We start from the raw sequence: 15,053 nt of genomic DNA, 5'->3' as shown, positions 1-15,053 counted from the left end.
TCAAGCCTATCGTTCGACCAGAGGTTTCCAGTTTTCGGAAGCGCCCCAGAGCAACTGAATCGAGTCATCCGGCACGCCGTGGCTGAACGCAACCAACGCGCCGATGTTGCCGTAGCCATTTTCTCCGTTTCCTTCCTTAAATGGCTGGGCGCGATTGTGAACCTCAGCGTAGACCTCAAGGGGCGATTTATCGTACGTCCACTGCTGAGTCTCGATCCACTTCTGGGCCAGCGAGACGAAGCAGGTTTCCGGCGTCAGCAACTCACCGTGGAATAGCGGCACCTCAGGAAACCGGGTGCGCAGGTGATCGCAAGCCGTTTGGTGTGCCATACCGACAGCGATGGCCACGCGCCCGCTGGAATAGTCTTGTTCCCAACTCTCAAGGAAGTTAGCAAGCTGTGTGCCAGTGTAAGTGCCGTCGTCCACGACAATGAATCGCTCCTTCTCGCTCAGTACTGTGACGTCGGATGGGAACAACTTCTCGATGCCGTACCGTTGATTGATCGCCCTAGCGATCACGTCGCCGCTCTTGCCGGGCTTGCTGTAGAGCGCGGCCGACGGTGGACCGCAGTAGAAAGCCAGCCCCGCGGCGCCCTTCAGGGCGTCGGTCCAAGCAACCGTATCCCGCTGGCCAGTCTTGTCGAGGAAGTGCAGCGCAGCCTGCTTCAAGGCTTGGCGCATCGATGACTGCAGCTGTTCGCTGGTCCGGAAAATCAGGTTGCGCAGGATCAACCAAGCAAGTGTCTTTTCCTCGTCCGACACGAACTGTTTGACCCACACCTTGATGCGCTCGACGGACAGGGGGTTGCGCACGTTCGAGCGGCTAAGGGCGTGGACCGCCCGCTCCACGGCAAGTTGATCGAAGCTACCGAGTTGGGGTATCTGCAACATCGTTCGGCCGTTCAGAATTGGATTTCGAAAAGGTTGGTCTTTGATAAGAACCTGGCCGCGACGCCATGGGCCGATGTCGCGAGAGCAAGCCGGCCGGCTTCGCTTTCAAAGAAACGGTAAAGCCTCTCCCGGTACTCGTCGGTCGTGCGCAGAGCAAAGACGCAGTCGCTGATGACGCATGGGCCGTGGACCACCAGCGCGAGCTGGCTCTCAAGCCTCCGGCCCACTCGTGCCAAAAGGATATCGCCGGGTAGCGCCAAGCGGGCATCCTGCGACGCAATTCCGGCGGATCGGTTTCCGAGGGCGAAGCGTTTGGGGACGACGCGGATACCCCGCTCGCTAGTGGACTCAGCAAAGTCGCTAAGGTGGAACACCGGCGTTGGAAACGCCGAGATCGCTGACGAGCAAATCGTCCCTCGTACGACATGCGTAACGGCCGCGCCCACAGCGATCGATTGAAGGGTGCCGTGGCGCGTTTGAAAGCTCGGCCGCGCGTGGAACGTGTAGTCGAGTCGCTTGGCCGCGAGATCCTGAGGAACCTCGATAGCCGCGCTCAGACGTCCGTCATGCCCCATCTGCCGCAGCTTCACTTGGTCGGTCTCTCCAGCCATCTTCGAGAGCACGGCGAGGTAGGTCTGAGCTTCAGTGCTCTTGAACACCCCGCGTGGAAGCTGAACGACTTGCTCGATCTTGTGTTGGCGCATAAGCGCTTGGCGCACGCCACTGAACCGCTCGGCGGTGATCAGCCCATCCGGCAGGATCAATCCGAGCTTGCCATTGCGGCGTAACAGCCGCAGGTTCTGTGCTAAGAAAAGCAGGTCGGCGCCAGCGTCCCGAAGTGAGGCGAGAGCGGCTGAAAGGCCCGCGTCCTCCAGGATCTTGCCGAAGTCGGATCGCCACCGCGGCCGGATGTAGGGCGGATTGCAGACCGCGACGTCCACGGTACCCAGGCAAAGTCCGATCTTGTCCGAGAGCGCTTCATCAAGCGCGTCGTGCACAAAGTGAATATGCTTCGAGTTTGGGCCAATCTGTTCTGCATCTAGTCGCTTCGGGGCCTGGCGATCAACATCGACCGTGACGAGCTGGGCGTCGCGCCATCGGTTGGCAGCGGCCGAACATAGAGATCCTGAGCCTGAACCCAGTTCTAGCACCAGTTTGGGCTTGTGTGCCTTGATGCGCTCGATCAACGAGCGGCCGACTTCAGCAGAAGTGTAGTACCGCCCCCATGGATCGGAGTACTGGCCCGACTGGGTCGGCTGTTGCCTAAGACCACTTGATGACGCCGCCATCTCCCCCCCTTGCGCAACCGCATATTCTAAAGCGATAGCCGACCCCATGTCACGATCGCTTCGTCCAAAAAATCCAGCTTAGGTGGAAGCTTCGACGACTGCAGCGGGCGTTCTAACGGCGGCCGCTGCTGCGGTGCCGTTCGCGATATCAGTGGTCGCGGCGATCGGTTTTAGCAAAGGGCCGGAGCCATCAAAGTGCATCTCGCTAGGCTATGTCACGTCTAAGTATTCCGGCTAACTTAACCTGCACACAGCCATCCAACCGTTACCTTCGGAGCCATAGGAGACGTCGGAAGTAGAGTTGAAAACGGAGAAGTAGTGGTCCTGCAAAATTCCCGACGCCCAAACGGACCAGTATTGAACGCATCGCCATGCTTGGCTTTCACCAACCGCCGTCCAAACACCGTCATTGCAGAACAACGCTTGCCGCCCGTCGTTACCGAACGATCCGTTCGGCCCGCACCGCGCACCCGTCGATGCAATCTGCCCAGCCCGGATGTAGCCGTCTCCGTCGACGTTACCCGTCACCTGCAGATTTCCGCTACCACCGCCCCCGCCGACGATCGTTTGACCGCCTGACCAGGGGTTCAGATACAGCGGACCATTGGCGTTCACCTGCAACTGACCGCCGCCGAGCACCGACGTGCCATTTTGCGCCAGGTACACGTTGCTGTTGGTCGTGATTTGGCCGTTTGCTGTGAGGTTGCCGCTCGCGTTGACGTTGCCACTTTGATCCACGGAGAAAAGTTGCGCGTTCCACGGTCCGTTCACAAGGCGGAAGGTGCCGTTGAGGCTTTCTAGATAAATGGGCTGACCATTCGCGCCTACTAGGCCCAGCACCCCGCCCTCTGGCACCTGATTGAAGCTAATCACCTTGCCATTAGCCAACGATACGGAAGGCGCGCCCACCGAGCCGTTCGAGAGCGCCTGCAGGCTTTGGGAACTAATCAGGTTCGCTCCCGTAACGTTGTGGGGCGTACCGCTCGTATCCGTCATGCCAAGATCCGTCTGCATGTTGGTCAGCTCGGGGTGTCCCGGCACCGCCTTTCGATAGAGGTAATCAGTCACCATTGATCCATTCTCGAACATAAGCGAATAGACCATGTGGCCGCCCCCGGGTGAGTTCGGAATTGTCTTGGGCCCCCATGCGCCGTAGCTGCCGTTCGCAACGCTCGGATTGGTCGAAGAAATATAGCCGCCGGCGCCACCGATCAGCTGCGCAATTTTTCGCATGTTTCCTTCGCTGATCGTCTGCCCCCCCGACGTCACAATGATGGTATCGAGCGTACCTGCGGTGGGCTGGTATGCCTGCGCCGTCACCGTTTGCCCATACGGGTTTTTTACCGAAAAGCCCGTCGCGAACATCTGCGGATACTGGGACTGCAGCATTGGCACCGTAATCGTCGCCGGCGTCGTAGCGCTCGCGTTAGCCAACACGGCGGCGTAGTTATCTTTGATGTACTGCCCGGCAGCGAGGACTACCTGTTTGTCATGGTCTGCGGTCGCACGGTTGACCTTGCTGTCTGCGTCGTCCGACAGCCAGCCCCAAACCGTGGGCATGATGAGGCTCGCAATGATAAGAACGCCGAGTGTTTCAACCAACGTGATGGCGCCTCGCTGGCGCTCAATGTTCGATTTCGATTTCATGGTCGATGAGGATCCCGTTACGCGCCCGCGAGAGGGCGCAAAAGCGTCGTGAAGGACAGGTCATGGGTTGCGCTCGCGCCCGCCCGTGGACGGCTGCGCTGCCCACACCTCGAGGGTGTGGACAGCCCCGGCCGAGCGGCCGGGGTTCCGCACCCGTCCACCGGCTCCTCGCGGCCGTAGCCCTTACGGGCCTGACGCGGCCCTGAAGGGCCTTGCCCCAATGAGAAAGAGACAACTGGCGAAGGGCCGGTTGCAGGCGCTGCTTCGGGCCATGGTCGGTTGCTTTGCCAGTGCGTCATTCCTGCAAAACTTGTCCTACGTTCGCGCGCATCAGACGTGTTCGCCGCGCCATATAGGGAAGCGGCGTAGCCGCCGAGCCGGTAGGGGCCGGTCCGGTAGGACTCGCCCGCCCGCAGGGTGGGTGACCCCGCAGCCCGGCGAGCCGATGGCGCGGGCCACCGACGATTGCACGGCGCTGGTGTTGAGGAGGCCGCCGGTTGTCCACAGGGACCTCTGGTAGAAAGAAGGTAGAAGAAAGGTAGAGGGCGAGATTTGTTGGGAAATACCAAGAAGAACAATGGCTTATGCGCCCGCTGTGCGACGTAACCCCGAGAAAGAGCGACGTAACCCCGACGCCCAGCGACGTAACCCCGAAGAAGACGCGACGTGACCCCGATGGTTTTCATATCTTTGTCCACACCGCCTGCAGCTTGCCTTTGGTGCTCGTCTCTATCCGACCGCCGGCAATGATTCCTACGTCGTGTCGCTCAAGCTCGCGCATAGCGCGCTTCAGCGCATCGACGAAGTCTCTCGGACGCCCTGTGTATTCGAGTTTCCGCTTAAGCCAGTCAAGTGCGTATCGCTGGATGGTCTCGTCGGATGTTGCGGCTAGCCGCTGCAGCGCCTTTGCCATGTCTTGCCGCGGATCGATTCGGAGGCGTTTGTCCCAATCGATGAGCGCGAATTCGCGGTTGGCAAACATAGCTTGCCAACGCGGGTCGACGCGAAGCATGTAGGTTTCGCTCTCGACGTCAAAATCGAAACCGTCGATCAGGTGGAGCGCTCGGCTCTTGCCGATCTCAAGCTTCGGAGCGCCGTCTTTGGTGACCTCGATCACCAGCATCGCGAATGTCAGTGCTTCCATGGCACGATGCAGCCATTTGTACTCGTAGTTGCCGACGTGCCGTCCAATGGAGCGAAGAAAGGCTGCGCGACGAATTGCTACCGGCTCGCCCAGTGGGTGCTTGCTGGCCTCGTGCATGGCTTGCATCCACACGTCCGCCTGCGCTTCGTCGAGTTGCTCACCCCAGAACTTGATGACGGCATCGGAGCGGCTCACGAGCACTGTGTCCTTGTGCATCGTTTTCCGGCCACGCGCGACCGGGGCGAAGAGGCTCGATCGCGCGATGTGATTGGGCATGGCCCGCATGAAATCGTCCATGCCGGGCAGGAAGAGCTGCTGCGGCGACCGTTTTTCGGTCGGTGCATCGGCGCGCGTCAAACGCTCAGCTTCGAGTCGTCGAACCAATGCCAAGGCGGCTCCGATGCCGCGGTTATCTGGGATGTGTGCGTCTACGGATGCATCGGCGCCGCTCATCGACCACCTCGATCGCGGGCGATGACTTCGGCTTTTGTTGGTCGTCCGCGTCGCTTTTTCTCAATGCTGAGTTCGTCGATGTAGCGCGCGAGCTGCGTCTTATTGACAAGACGTTTACCGCCGACCAATACGGTCGGCACGGGGAACTGGCCCTTTGCAAGCTTGTTCCGCGTCGTTTGAGGTGCGTAGCTGAGGCATTTCCCCGCCTCAAGTACGGGTACGAGGGCCTGACGCGGCCACAGGCTCTCCAGATAGTCGAGAGTGGAATTGGTAAGCACAGACGGACTTTCCCTAACGGCCCGGCGCAACCGGGTCGGCCCACGGGCCTAAGCTAAGGAAAGTCGGGGATTGGAGATAGCTGCGCAGTGCAATCGAGAACTGGTGGCCCGTGGACCCAATGTCTCTTCCGCTCGACCTCTATCGAGGTGAACGTTCTCTGCACCCGCCTTGCATAGGGGCTAGCCGCTTCTCCACCACTCAAGGGAGTCGACCCGACGTCGACTATCGACTGGCAGTTCCCTGGAGTTAATCTCGTCCCTCCAGGACAGGGGAGTGTGACCTGCCTCCCCGCAGCATGGCGAGAAGTATCGCAAAGTACCCATCGAGCGTCAACGACGAATGGGTGTGACAATCTGGGAAAATTTTTCGCGAAAAAGAGGGTATTTCGCGGTATCTGAAGGTATCGCAGGGTACGGTAACCCTTTGATTTTAAATGGTGCCCAGGGCCGGAATCGAACCGGCACGCCTTGCGGCGGGGGATTTTGAGTCCCCTGCGTCTACCAATTTCACCACCTGGGCTTTTTGATCCTGGCCGCGCTGCAGTTGCGCGCGGCGAACTGCGGATTATGGCGGAAAACGGGGCGCGGGGCAAGCCGCGCGGCGAGCCGTTCGCGCGTTACTGGCTCAGGTAGACGAACTGGCCCTGCTTGACGATCCCCATCACGCTCGCGCGCTGGTCGAGTCCCACATGATCCTTGTCGCTCGTATTGACGACGCCGTTCGGCACGACGAGCTCGTTCGCGCGTTCGAGTTCGCGTCGCAGCGCCGCGCGGAAGGCCGGCGTGCCGGGCTGCGCGGTTTTCAGCGCGCGGCCGACCGCATCCGCCAGGCGCGGGTACACGCCGGCCGCGTCACCCGCGAACTGCGTGACGGTGCCGGCACCGTATTTCGCTTCATAGGCGTCGACGAATGCCAGCGCGGCCTTGCGCGCCGGGTGGTCGGCAGGCAGGGTGCGCGCGACGACGACCGGCTGCGTCGGGAACAGCGTCCCGTCGACGTCCTTGCCGCCGAGCTTGATAAATTCCGGCGTCGCGATCCCGTGCGTCTGATAGATCGCGCCCTTGTAGCCGCGCTCGATCAGCGTGCGTTGCGGCAGCACGGCCGGCGTGCCCGAGCCCGCGACCAGGATCGCATCGGGCTTCGCCGCGATCAACTTCAGCGCCTGGCCGGTGACGCTCGCGTCGGTGCGGTTGAAGCGCTCGGTCGCGATCACGCGAATCTTGCGCACTTGCGCGAAGCGCGTGAATTCATTCAGCCAGCTGTCGCCATAGCTGTCCGCGAAGCCGATGAAGCCGACGGTCTTCACGCCGTGATTGGCCATATAGCGCGTCATCACGTCGGCCATCGCGCTGTCGCTCTGCGCCATCTTGAACGCCCAGGTCCGCGCGCCTTCCTGCGGCTCGACGATCGCGCCGGAGCCGACCAGCGTGATCATCGGCGTCTGGGCGGCCGCCACCGCGTCGAGCGCCGCGAGCGCGGCCGGCGTGATGTTCGGCCCGACCACGACGTCGACGTGATCTTCGTCGACCAGCTTGCGGATGTTGCGCACGGCAGTGCCCGGGTCCGACGCATCGTCGAGCACCGTCACCTGGACCGGCTGCCCGGCAATCGTCTTCGGCCACATCAGGATCGCGTTCTTGCTGGTGATGCCTATCGCGGCGGCCGGGCCGGTGGACGACAGGTCGACGCCGACCTTGAGGTCGGCATGCGCGGCCGTGCAGCCGAGCACGAGGGCGGCGCCGGCGGCGCGGCGCAACAGGGCGGGAAGCGTCATGCGGGAATCTCCGTCGGGCAACAAAAAGGGGCGCGATATGCGCCCCTGTGGTTATACACGTACACGTCGCTTCAAGAAAACGCCGGCCGCCCCAAGGTGTTCTTGATCCCCGCGGGGCGCCTGGCGCGAAGCGACAGGTCGGGGGCGCTGGTCAAAGCTCGTACGAGTCGGCTTCGCCCTTGAGCGCCTGCTCGATCAGCTTGCGGTTCAGCGTCGGCGACAGCAGCTCGACGAGCGTATACACATAACTGCGCAGGTAGGCGCCGTGCTTGAGCGCGACGCGCGTCACGTTGCTGCCGAACAGGTGGCCGACCGGAATCAGCCGCAGGTTGCGGTCGCGCTCCGGGTTGAACGCGATGTCGGCCATGATCCCGACGCCGAGGCCGAGCTCGACATAGGTCTTGATCACGTCGGCGTCGATCGCCTCGAGCACGATGTCCGGCGACAGCCCGCGCAGCGCGAACGCATGGTTGATCTTCTTGCGGCCCGCGAACGCATCGTCGTACGTGATCAGCGGGTACTGCGCGAGATCGTCCAGCGTGACCGGCTTGCGTTCGAGCAGCGGGTGATCGGCCGGCACCACGGCCGCGTGATGCCACTGGAAGCAGGGCAGCGACACGAGTTCCTTGTAGTCGGCGATCGCCTCGGTCGCGATCGCGAGATCGGCCTGGTCGTGGATCACCATCTCGGCCACTTGCGTCGGGCTGCCCTGCAGGATCGACAGGTGCACCTTCGGGAAGCGCTTCTTGAACTCGGCGATCGCGGCCGGCAGCGAGTAGCGGGCCTGCGTGTGGGTGGCGGCGATCGTCAGGTTGCCCTGATCCTGCGCCGCATAATCTTTTCCGACCCTTTTCAGGCTTTCAACTTCCTGCAGGATTCGTTCGACCGACGCGAGGATGATCCTGCCCGGCTCGGTGAGCGAGCGCACGCGCTTGCCGTGCCGCGTGAAGATCTCCACCCCGAGCTCGTCCTCAAGCTCGATGATCGCCTTCGATACCCCCGGTTGCGACGTGAAGAGGGCCTTGGCGGCGTCGGTGAGGTTGAAATTCTGCCGGACGGCCTCGCGCACGAAGCGAAATTGGTGCAGGTTCATTTATAACCCTTTCGCATATCAACAGAATTTTTTAGTCGTTTGAAATATAAGGCGAGTTTATTACGATTCACCGGAGTTTTTCAAATATGGATATCTGTTTTCGTCATTAGCAATCCAGCCGGGCAGCGGAAGGCCGCCGGCGGTGGCGGCGGAACGGAGATTCGGGCGCGACGTGGCTAGGACGTCGCGCGGTCACCACGAAAACCCTGGGGTCCCCGAATGTATCAGTACGACCAGTACGACCAGACGATCGTCGACGAGCGAGTCGCACAGTACCGCGATCAGGTGCGCCGCCGCCTGTCGGGCGAGTTGAGCGAAGACGAGTTCCGTCCGTTGCGCCTGCAGAACGGCCTGTACATGCAGCGCCACGCGTACATGCACCGCATCGCGATTCCGTACGGCAACCTGCGCAGCGACCAGCTCCGCATGCTGGCGCGCATCGCCCGCGAACACGACCGCGGCTACGGCCACTTCTCGACCCGCTCGAACATCCAGTTCAACTGGGTCGAGCTGGAGCAAACGCCGGAGATCCTCGCGAAGCTCGCATCGGTGCAGATGCACGCGATCCAGACGTCGGGCAACTGCATCCGCAACATCACGGCCGACCAGTTCGCCGGCGTTGCGCAGGACGAGGAGATCGATCCGCGTCCGTGGGCCGAGATCCTGCGCCAGTGGTCGACGTTCCATCCCGAATTCGCATGGCTGCCGCGCAAGTTCAAGATCGCGGTGTCCGGCTCGAAGGACGACCGCGCGGCCGTGCAGATCCACGACCTCGGCGTGTACCTGAAGAAGAATGCGCAGGGCGAAGTGGTCGCGAGCATCCTCGCGGGCGGCGGTCTCGGCCGCACGCCGATCGTCGGCGCGGTGATCAAGGAAGACCTGCCGTGGCAGCACCTGCTCACTTATTGCGAAGCCGTGCTGCGCGTGTACAACCGCTACGGCCGCCGTGACAACCTGTACAAGGCGCGGATCAAGATCCTCGTGAAGGCGCTGTCGCCCGCGAAGTTCGCGCAGCAGGTCGAGGAAGAGTGGCAGCACCTGAAGGACGGCCCGTCGACGCTCACGCAGGCCGAGCTCGACCGCGTGTCGCAGTCCTTCTTGCCGCCCGTCTACGAGAAGCTCGCCGACACCGACGCATCGTTCGAACAGCACCTGCTCGAGAACAAGGCGTTCGCGCGCTGGGTCGAGCGCAACGTCGCGCCGCACAAGGTGCCGGGCTATGCCGCCGTGACGCTGTCGCTGAAGGACCACCGCGTGGCCCCGGGCGACGCGACCGACGCGCAGATGGACCTGGTGGCCGACTGGGCCGACGCGTACTCGTTCGGCGAACTGCGCGTGTCGCACGAGCAGAACCTGATTCTCGCGAACGTGAAGAAGCGCGACCTGTTCGCGCTGTGGGAAAAGGCGAAGGCGGCCGGTTTCGCGACGCCGAACGTCGGCCTGCTGACCGACATCATCGCGTGCCCGGGCGGCGACTTCTGCTCGCTCGCGAACGCGAAGTCGATCCCGATCGCGCTGGCGATCCAGCAGCGTTTCGACGATCTGGACTACGTGTACGACCTCGGCGACCTGTCGCTGAATATTTCCGGTTGCATGAACTCGTGCGGTCATCATCACGTGGGTAACATCGGCATCCTCGGCGTCGACAAGGACGGTGCCGAGTGGTACCAGGTGTCGCTCGGCGGCGAGCAGGGCACGGGCCGCAACGGCGCGCGCCTCGGCCGCGTGATCGGGCCGTCGTTCTCGGCGGAAGAAGTGCCGGACGTGATCGCGAAGCTGATCGACACGTTCGTCGAGGCGCGCACCGACGGCGAGCGCTTCATCGACACGTACGACCGCATCGGCATCGCGCCGTTCAAGGAGCGCGTGTATGCGGCGCGCCAGGCAGTGAACGCGTAACCAACCGGCTAGAAGGAATTTGCAGATGGCTTCGATTATCAAGAACCGCGCAGTGATCGACGACGCATGGCAGGTCGTGCGCGCGGCGGAAGACGGTGCGCTGCCCACGGTCGACGCGTTGCCGGCCGGCAAGGTGCTGGTGCCGTTCACCCTGTGGCAGGCCGAGCGCGCGGCGCTCGTCGCCGCGAAGACGAAGGACGAACTCGGCGTGTGGCTCGCGCCCGACAGCGAGCCGGCCGATCTCGTGGCCGACTTCGGCGCGATCTCGCTGATCGCCGTCGACTTCCCGCGCTTCGCGGACGGCCGCGGCTACAGCATCGGCCGCCTGCTGCGCGAGCGCCACGGCTGGACCGGCGAGCTGCGCGCGATCGGTGACGTGCTGCGCGACCAGCTGCTGTACATGTCGCGTTGCGGCTTCGACGCGTTCGCGGTGCGTGCCGACAAGGACATCCACGACGCGCTGAACGCGTTCGCCGAATTCACGCAGCGTTACCAGGGCGCGTTCGACGAGCCGGCGCCGCTGTTCCGCCGCCGCGCCGACGCAGCGACGCCCGACGCGAAGGTGAGCGCATGAGCAGCGCGAACGCACTGACGCCGGAACTCGCCGCGAAGGTCGAGCGCCTCGACGCGCTGCTCGCGCAGATCGGCGCCCGGCACGAGAAGGTGAAGTTCGCGAGCAGCCTCGCCGCGGAAGACATGCTGCTCACGCACGCGATCCTGTCGAAGGGCGCATCGATCGGCATTTTCTCGCTGAACACCGGCCGCCTGCATGCGGAAACGCTGGGCATGATCGACCGCGTGCGCGAGCGCTATGGCTACGAGATCGAGCAGTTTCACCCGCAGCAGGACGCGGTCGACCAGTACGTCGCCGAGCATGGCCTGAACGCGTTCTACGAAAGCGTCGAGCTGCGCAAGTCGTGCTGCCACATCCGCAAGGTCGAGCCGCTGAACCGTGCGCTGGCCGACGTCGGCGCGTGGGTCACGGGCCAGCGTCGCGAGCAGTCGGTCACGCGTGCGGAGCTGCACGAGGAAGAACAGGACGAAGCGCGCGGGATCGCGAAGTACAACCCGCTCGCCGACTGGACGGAAGCCGACGTGTGGGCGTACCTGAAGGCGTTCGACGTGCCGGTCAACCCGCTGCATGCGCGCGGCTACCCGAGCATCGGCTGCGAGCCCTGTACGCGCGCGATCCGTCCCGGCGAGGACAGCCGGGCGGGCCGCTGGTGGTGGGAGTCGCGCGACACGAAGGAATGCGGGCTGCACATCACGATCACGCCGATTCCCGCGAACGCCGAAGCTGGCGCCGCGCACTGACAGCCGACAAGAAACCGAATATTGCGCCGCCTGCGACAGCGGGCGGCACGAACCCAGAAGAGAAGGACTGAAATCATGAGCACGACGCTCGAGCAATCCGCCTTTGCCCCGCCCACCGGTACCGACAACCGCATGGGCCACCTCGACTGGCTCGAAGCCGAGTCGATCCACATCCTGCGCGAGCTGGTCGCCGAGTGCAGCAAGCCGGCGCTGTTGTTCTCGGGCGGCAAGGATTCGGTCGTCGTGCTGCACCTCGCGCTGAAGGCATTCGGCCTCGGCACGAACCGCAAGACCACGCTGCCGTTCCCGCTCGTGCACATCGACACGGGCCACAACTACGAGGAAGTGATCGACTTCCGCGATCGCCGTGCGCAAGAGCTCGGCGCCGAGCTGGTGGTTGGCCACGTCGAGGATTCGATCAAGCGCGGCACGGTCGTGCTGCGCCGCGAAACCGATTCGCGCAATGCCGCGCAGGCCGTCACGCTGCTCGAGACGATCGAGCAGCACGGCTACACCGCGCTGATCGGCGGCGCGCGCCGCGACGAAGAGAAGGCGCGCGCGAAGGAGCGGATCTTCTCGTTCCGCGACGAATTCGGCCAGTGGGATCCGAAGGCGCAGCGCCCGGAACTGTGGAGCTTGTACAACGCCCGCCTGCACAAGGGCGAGCACCTGCGCGTGTTCCCGATCTCCAACTGGACCGAACTCGACGTGTGGCAGTACATCGCCCGCGAGAACCTCGAACTGCCGTCGATCTACTATGCGCACGAGCGCGAGATCGTGCGCCGCAACGGGCTGCTCGTGCCCGTCACGCCGCTCACGCCGATGCGTGACGGCGAGACGAGCGAGATCGCGCAGGTGCGCTTCCGCACGGTCGGCGACATCAGCTGCACGTGCCCGGTGGCGAGCGATGCGGACGACGTCGAGAAGATCATCGCCGAGACGGCCGTGACCGAGATCACCGAACGCGGCGCGACCCGGATGGACGACCAGGCCTCCGAAGCCGCGATGGAACAGCGCAAGAAGCAAGGTTATTTCTGAAGCACACGAGGACATTCAAATCATGAGCATCATCGAGAACACCGAAGACCTCGGCGTGCTGCGCTTCATCACCGCAGGCAGCGTCGACGACGGCAAGAGCACGCTGATCGGCCGCCTGCTGTACGACAGCAAGGCCGTGCTGTCCGACCAGCTGTCCGCGCTGTCGCGCGCGAAGAACAAGCGCACCGTCGGCGACGAGCTCGACCTCGCGCTGCTGACGGACGGGCTCGAAGCCGAGCGCGAGCAGGGCATCACGATCGACGTCGCGTACCGCTATTTCGCGACCGCGAAGCGCAAGTTCATCATCGCCGACACGCCAGGCCACGAGCAGTACACGCGCAACATGGTGACGGGCGCATCGACCGCGCATGCGGCGATCATCCTGGTCGACGCGACGCGCGTGACGCTCGAGAACGGCGTTGCGCAACTGCTGCCGCAAACGAAGCGCCACAGCGCGATCGTGAAGCTGCTGGCGCTGCAGCACGTGATCGTCGCGATCAACAAGATGGACCTGGTCGACTACAGCGAAGCGCGCTTCAACGAGATCCGCGACGCCTACGTCACGCTCGCGAAGCAGCTCGGCCTGACCGACGTGCGGTTCGTGCCGGTGTCGGCGCTGAAGGGCGACAACATCGTCGGCGCGAGCGAACGCATGCCTTGGTACGCGGGCGAGCCGCTGCTCGACGTGCTCGAGTCGCTGCCGGTCGAGACGCAGGCGCATGACGCGCTGCGCTTCCCGGTGCAGTGGGTCGCACGCCAGGACGGCAGCTCGGCCGACGATTTCCGCGGCTACATGGGCCGGATCGAATCGGGCGAGGTGAAGGTCGGCGACGAAATCGTCGTGCTGCCGTCGAACCGCACCGCGACGGTCGCCGAGATCGTCGCGCCGGTGCCGGGCGGCACCGCGTCCGTCGCGCACGCATTCGCGGGCCAGACGGTGACGATTCGCCTCGCGGAGGATGTCGACGTGTCGCGCGGCGACATGTTCGTCACGACCGCCGAGCCGGTCGAGCCGGCGAAGAAGCTCGAGGCCGACCTGTGCTGGTTCGACGAGACGCCGCTGTCGCCGCAGCGCAAGTATCTGCTGAAGCAAACCACGAGCACGGTGTTCGCGAAGATCGGCGCGGTCAAGGAAGTGCTCGACGTGCATACGCTGTCGCAAGCGACCGACCGCCAGGAACTGAAGATGAACGACATCGGCCGCGTCGCGCTGACGCTGCAGAAGCCGATCGTCTGCGACACGTACGATGCACATCCGGGCACGGGCGCATTCGTGCTGATCGACGAGGCGACGCACCACACGGTCGCCGCCGGCATGATCCGGGCGTTCTCGGCGTAACCGGCGTTGCGCGCCGCCCTCGTGGCGGCGCGGGCCGGCCGCCGTCCGCACGGGCAGAACCGAAGCGAAGCGAAGCGACAAACATGGGCAAGGTGTATCTGATCGGAGCAGGGCCGGGCGCCGCGGACCTCATCACGGTGCGCGGCGCGCGGCTGCTCGAGCAAGCCGACGTCGTGCTGCACGACGCGCTGGTCGAGCCGGCGATGCTCGACTACGCGCCGAACGCGCGCAAGATCGCGGTCGGCAAGCGCTGCGGGCAGCGTTCGACCGCGCAGCACTTCATCAACAAGCAGATCGTCGACGCGGCGCGCGAGCATGCATGCGTCGTGCGGCTGAAGGGCGGCGACCCGATGCTGTTCGGTCGCGCCGAAGAGGAAATGCGTGCGCTCGAGGCGGCCGGCATCGACTACGAGGTCGTGCCGGGCATCACCGCGGCGCTGGCCGGCGCGGCGACGCTGAAGCGCTCGCTGACGTTGCGCGGCGTGTCGCGCAGCGTCGCGTTCGCGACGCACAGCCGCGCACCCGGTAGCGACGAGATTCGCGAGGCGGCGCGCGCCGATTCGATCGTCTACTACATGGGCCGCGACAGCGCGCCCGGTATCGCGCAGGAGCTGATCGACGCGGGCCGGGCGCCCGCGACGCCGGTGGCGATCGTCGAGGCCTGCAGCACGGTGCGCGAACGCACGCTGACGCTGACGCTCGCGCAGATGGCGGCGGGCGACGCGCAGGCGTGGCTCGATCCGGCGGAACCGAGCCTGTTGATGATCGGCGATGCATTCGCCGAACGCGTGCGACCCGCGAAAGCGGGCGATGCGTTGCGCAATGCGGCTTGAGTCGACGTAGCGGTTCCCATGCGGCAGCCGCTCGGCTTCGCGGTGGGTGATTCAAAAGAG

The 15,053-nt window shown here is 64.0% G+C and carries 13 protein-coding genes and 1 tRNA gene; 6 read left to right on the top strand and 8 right to left on the bottom strand.

All coding sequences use genetic code 11. The annotated features are described in order from the left end of the window. Positions 1-6: 6 nt before the first annotated feature. The 8 genes from LMA02_RS12670 to LMA02_RS12635 all read right to left on the bottom strand — a co-directional run bounded on the left by LMA02_RS12670 (position 7) and on the right by LMA02_RS12635 (position 8,570). On the bottom strand, positions 7-891 hold the full coding sequence (locus LMA02_RS12670) for a hypothetical protein (RefSeq protein ID WP_228905258.1): 885 nt from the start codon (positions 889-891) through the stop codon (positions 7-9). Positions 892-902: 11 nt separating this feature from the next. Continuing rightward, positions 903-2,078: an N-6 DNA methylase gene (locus LMA02_RS12665; protein ID WP_228905256.1), complete on the bottom strand. Its 1,176-nt coding sequence runs from the start codon at positions 2,076-2,078 to the stop codon at positions 903-905. Positions 2,079-2,414: 336 nt separating this feature from the next. After that, a complete protein-coding gene (gene pilV, locus LMA02_RS12660; RefSeq protein ID WP_228905255.1) occupies positions 2,415-3,827 on the bottom strand; it encodes a shufflon system plasmid conjugative transfer pilus tip adhesin PilV in 1,413 nt (470 codons plus the stop codon). A 682-nt stretch (positions 3,828-4,509) separates the two neighbouring features. After that, the gene (trfA, locus tag LMA02_RS12655) at positions 4,510-5,424 is read right to left on the bottom strand and encodes a plasmid replication initiator TrfA (RefSeq protein WP_228905254.1); all 915 of its coding nucleotides are present in this window, start codon (positions 5,422-5,424) and stop codon (positions 4,510-4,512) included. Next, positions 5,421-5,702, bottom strand: coding sequence for a hypothetical protein (locus tag LMA02_RS12650; protein ID WP_228905252.1), 282 nt, complete (start codon positions 5,700-5,702; stop codon positions 5,421-5,423). The genes trfA and LMA02_RS12650 overlap by 4 nt, the downstream gene beginning before the upstream one ends. A gap of 435 nt (positions 5,703-6,137) precedes the next feature. Then, positions 6,138-6,222, bottom strand: a tRNA-Leu gene (locus LMA02_RS12645). 97 nt (positions 6,223-6,319) lie between these two features. Next, on the bottom strand, positions 6,320-7,477 hold the full coding sequence (locus LMA02_RS12640) for an ABC transporter substrate-binding protein (protein ID WP_228905250.1): 1,158 nt from the start codon (positions 7,475-7,477) through the stop codon (positions 6,320-6,322). Between the two features lie 151 nt (positions 7,478-7,628). Beyond that, positions 7,629-8,570, bottom strand: coding sequence for a CysB family HTH-type transcriptional regulator (locus LMA02_RS12635; RefSeq protein WP_228905249.1), 942 nt, complete (start codon positions 8,568-8,570; stop codon positions 7,629-7,631). A gap of 219 nt (positions 8,571-8,789) precedes the next feature. Here LMA02_RS12635 and LMA02_RS12630 point away from each other — a divergent pair, with 219 nt between their 5' ends. The 6 genes from LMA02_RS12630 to cobA all read left to right on the top strand — a co-directional run bounded on the left by LMA02_RS12630 (position 8,790) and on the right by cobA (position 14,993). Next, positions 8,790-10,469, top strand: a complete 1,680-nt coding sequence (locus tag LMA02_RS12630; RefSeq protein ID WP_166722905.1) for a nitrite/sulfite reductase — start codon at positions 8,790-8,792, stop codon at positions 10,467-10,469. A gap of 25 nt (positions 10,470-10,494) precedes the next feature. After that, a complete protein-coding gene (locus tag LMA02_RS12625; protein WP_228905247.1) occupies positions 10,495-11,043 on the top strand; it encodes a DUF934 domain-containing protein in 549 nt (182 codons plus the stop codon). Continuing rightward, entirely contained in the window at positions 11,040-11,783 is a 744-nt protein-coding gene (locus LMA02_RS12620; protein WP_166722907.1) for a phosphoadenylyl-sulfate reductase, read from the top strand. Before LMA02_RS12625 ends, LMA02_RS12620 begins: the two co-directional genes overlap by 4 nt. 75 nt (positions 11,784-11,858) lie before the next feature. Then, positions 11,859-12,821 carry a sulfate adenylyltransferase subunit CysD gene (gene cysD, locus LMA02_RS12615; RefSeq protein ID WP_228905246.1) on the top strand — a complete coding sequence of 321 codons (963 nt, stop codon included), beginning with the start codon at positions 11,859-11,861 and terminating at the stop codon, positions 12,819-12,821. A gap of 22 nt (positions 12,822-12,843) precedes the next feature. Beyond that, positions 12,844-14,160 carry a sulfate adenylyltransferase subunit 1 gene (locus LMA02_RS12610; RefSeq protein WP_228905244.1) on the top strand — a complete coding sequence of 439 codons (1,317 nt, stop codon included), beginning with the start codon at positions 12,844-12,846 and terminating at the stop codon, positions 14,158-14,160. Between the two features lie 83 nt (positions 14,161-14,243). After that, positions 14,244-14,993: a uroporphyrinogen-III C-methyltransferase gene (gene cobA / locus LMA02_RS12605; protein ID WP_212072517.1), complete on the top strand. Its 750-nt coding sequence runs from the start codon at positions 14,244-14,246 to the stop codon at positions 14,991-14,993. The last annotated feature ends 60 nt before the right edge of the window (positions 14,994-15,053 follow it).

The sequence above is a fragment of the Burkholderia sp. B21-005 genome (genome assembly GCF_020843965.1).
In the GTDB taxonomy this organism is placed as follows: domain Bacteria; phylum Pseudomonadota; class Gammaproteobacteria; order Burkholderiales; family Burkholderiaceae; genus Burkholderia; species Burkholderia ambifaria.
The sequence above is the reverse complement of the archived record's forward strand: the minus strand, read 5'-3'. Positions and strand labels throughout refer to the sequence as shown.

Coding starts and splice junctions, on each gene's coding strand:
- LMA02_RS12670 (WP_228905258.1), bottom strand. CDS start 891: ATGTTGCAGATACCCCAACTCGGTAGCTTCGATCAACTTGCCGTGGAG.
- pilV (WP_228905255.1), bottom strand. CDS start 3,827: ATGAAATCGAAATCGAACATTGAGCGCCAGCGAGGCGCCATCACGTTG.
- trfA (WP_228905254.1), bottom strand. CDS start 5,424: ATGAGCGGCGCCGATGCATCCGTAGACGCACACATCCCAGATAACCGC.
- LMA02_RS12640 (WP_228905250.1), bottom strand. CDS start 7,477: ATGACGCTTCCCGCCCTGTTGCGCCGCGCCGCCGGCGCCGCCCTCGTG.
- LMA02_RS12635 (WP_228905249.1), bottom strand. CDS start 8,570: ATGAACCTGCACCAATTTCGCTTCGTGCGCGAGGCCGTCCGGCAGAAT.
- LMA02_RS12630 (WP_166722905.1), top strand. CDS start 8,790: ATGTATCAGTACGACCAGTACGACCAGACGATCGTCGACGAGCGAGTC.
- LMA02_RS12625 (WP_228905247.1), top strand. CDS start 10,495: ATGGCTTCGATTATCAAGAACCGCGCAGTGATCGACGACGCATGGCAG.
- LMA02_RS12620 (WP_166722907.1), top strand. CDS start 11,040: ATGAGCAGCGCGAACGCACTGACGCCGGAACTCGCCGCGAAGGTCGAG.
- cysD (WP_228905246.1), top strand. CDS start 11,859: ATGAGCACGACGCTCGAGCAATCCGCCTTTGCCCCGCCCACCGGTACC.
- LMA02_RS12610 (WP_228905244.1), top strand. CDS start 12,844: ATGAGCATCATCGAGAACACCGAAGACCTCGGCGTGCTGCGCTTCATC.
- cobA (WP_212072517.1), top strand. CDS start 14,244: ATGGGCAAGGTGTATCTGATCGGAGCAGGGCCGGGCGCCGCGGACCTC.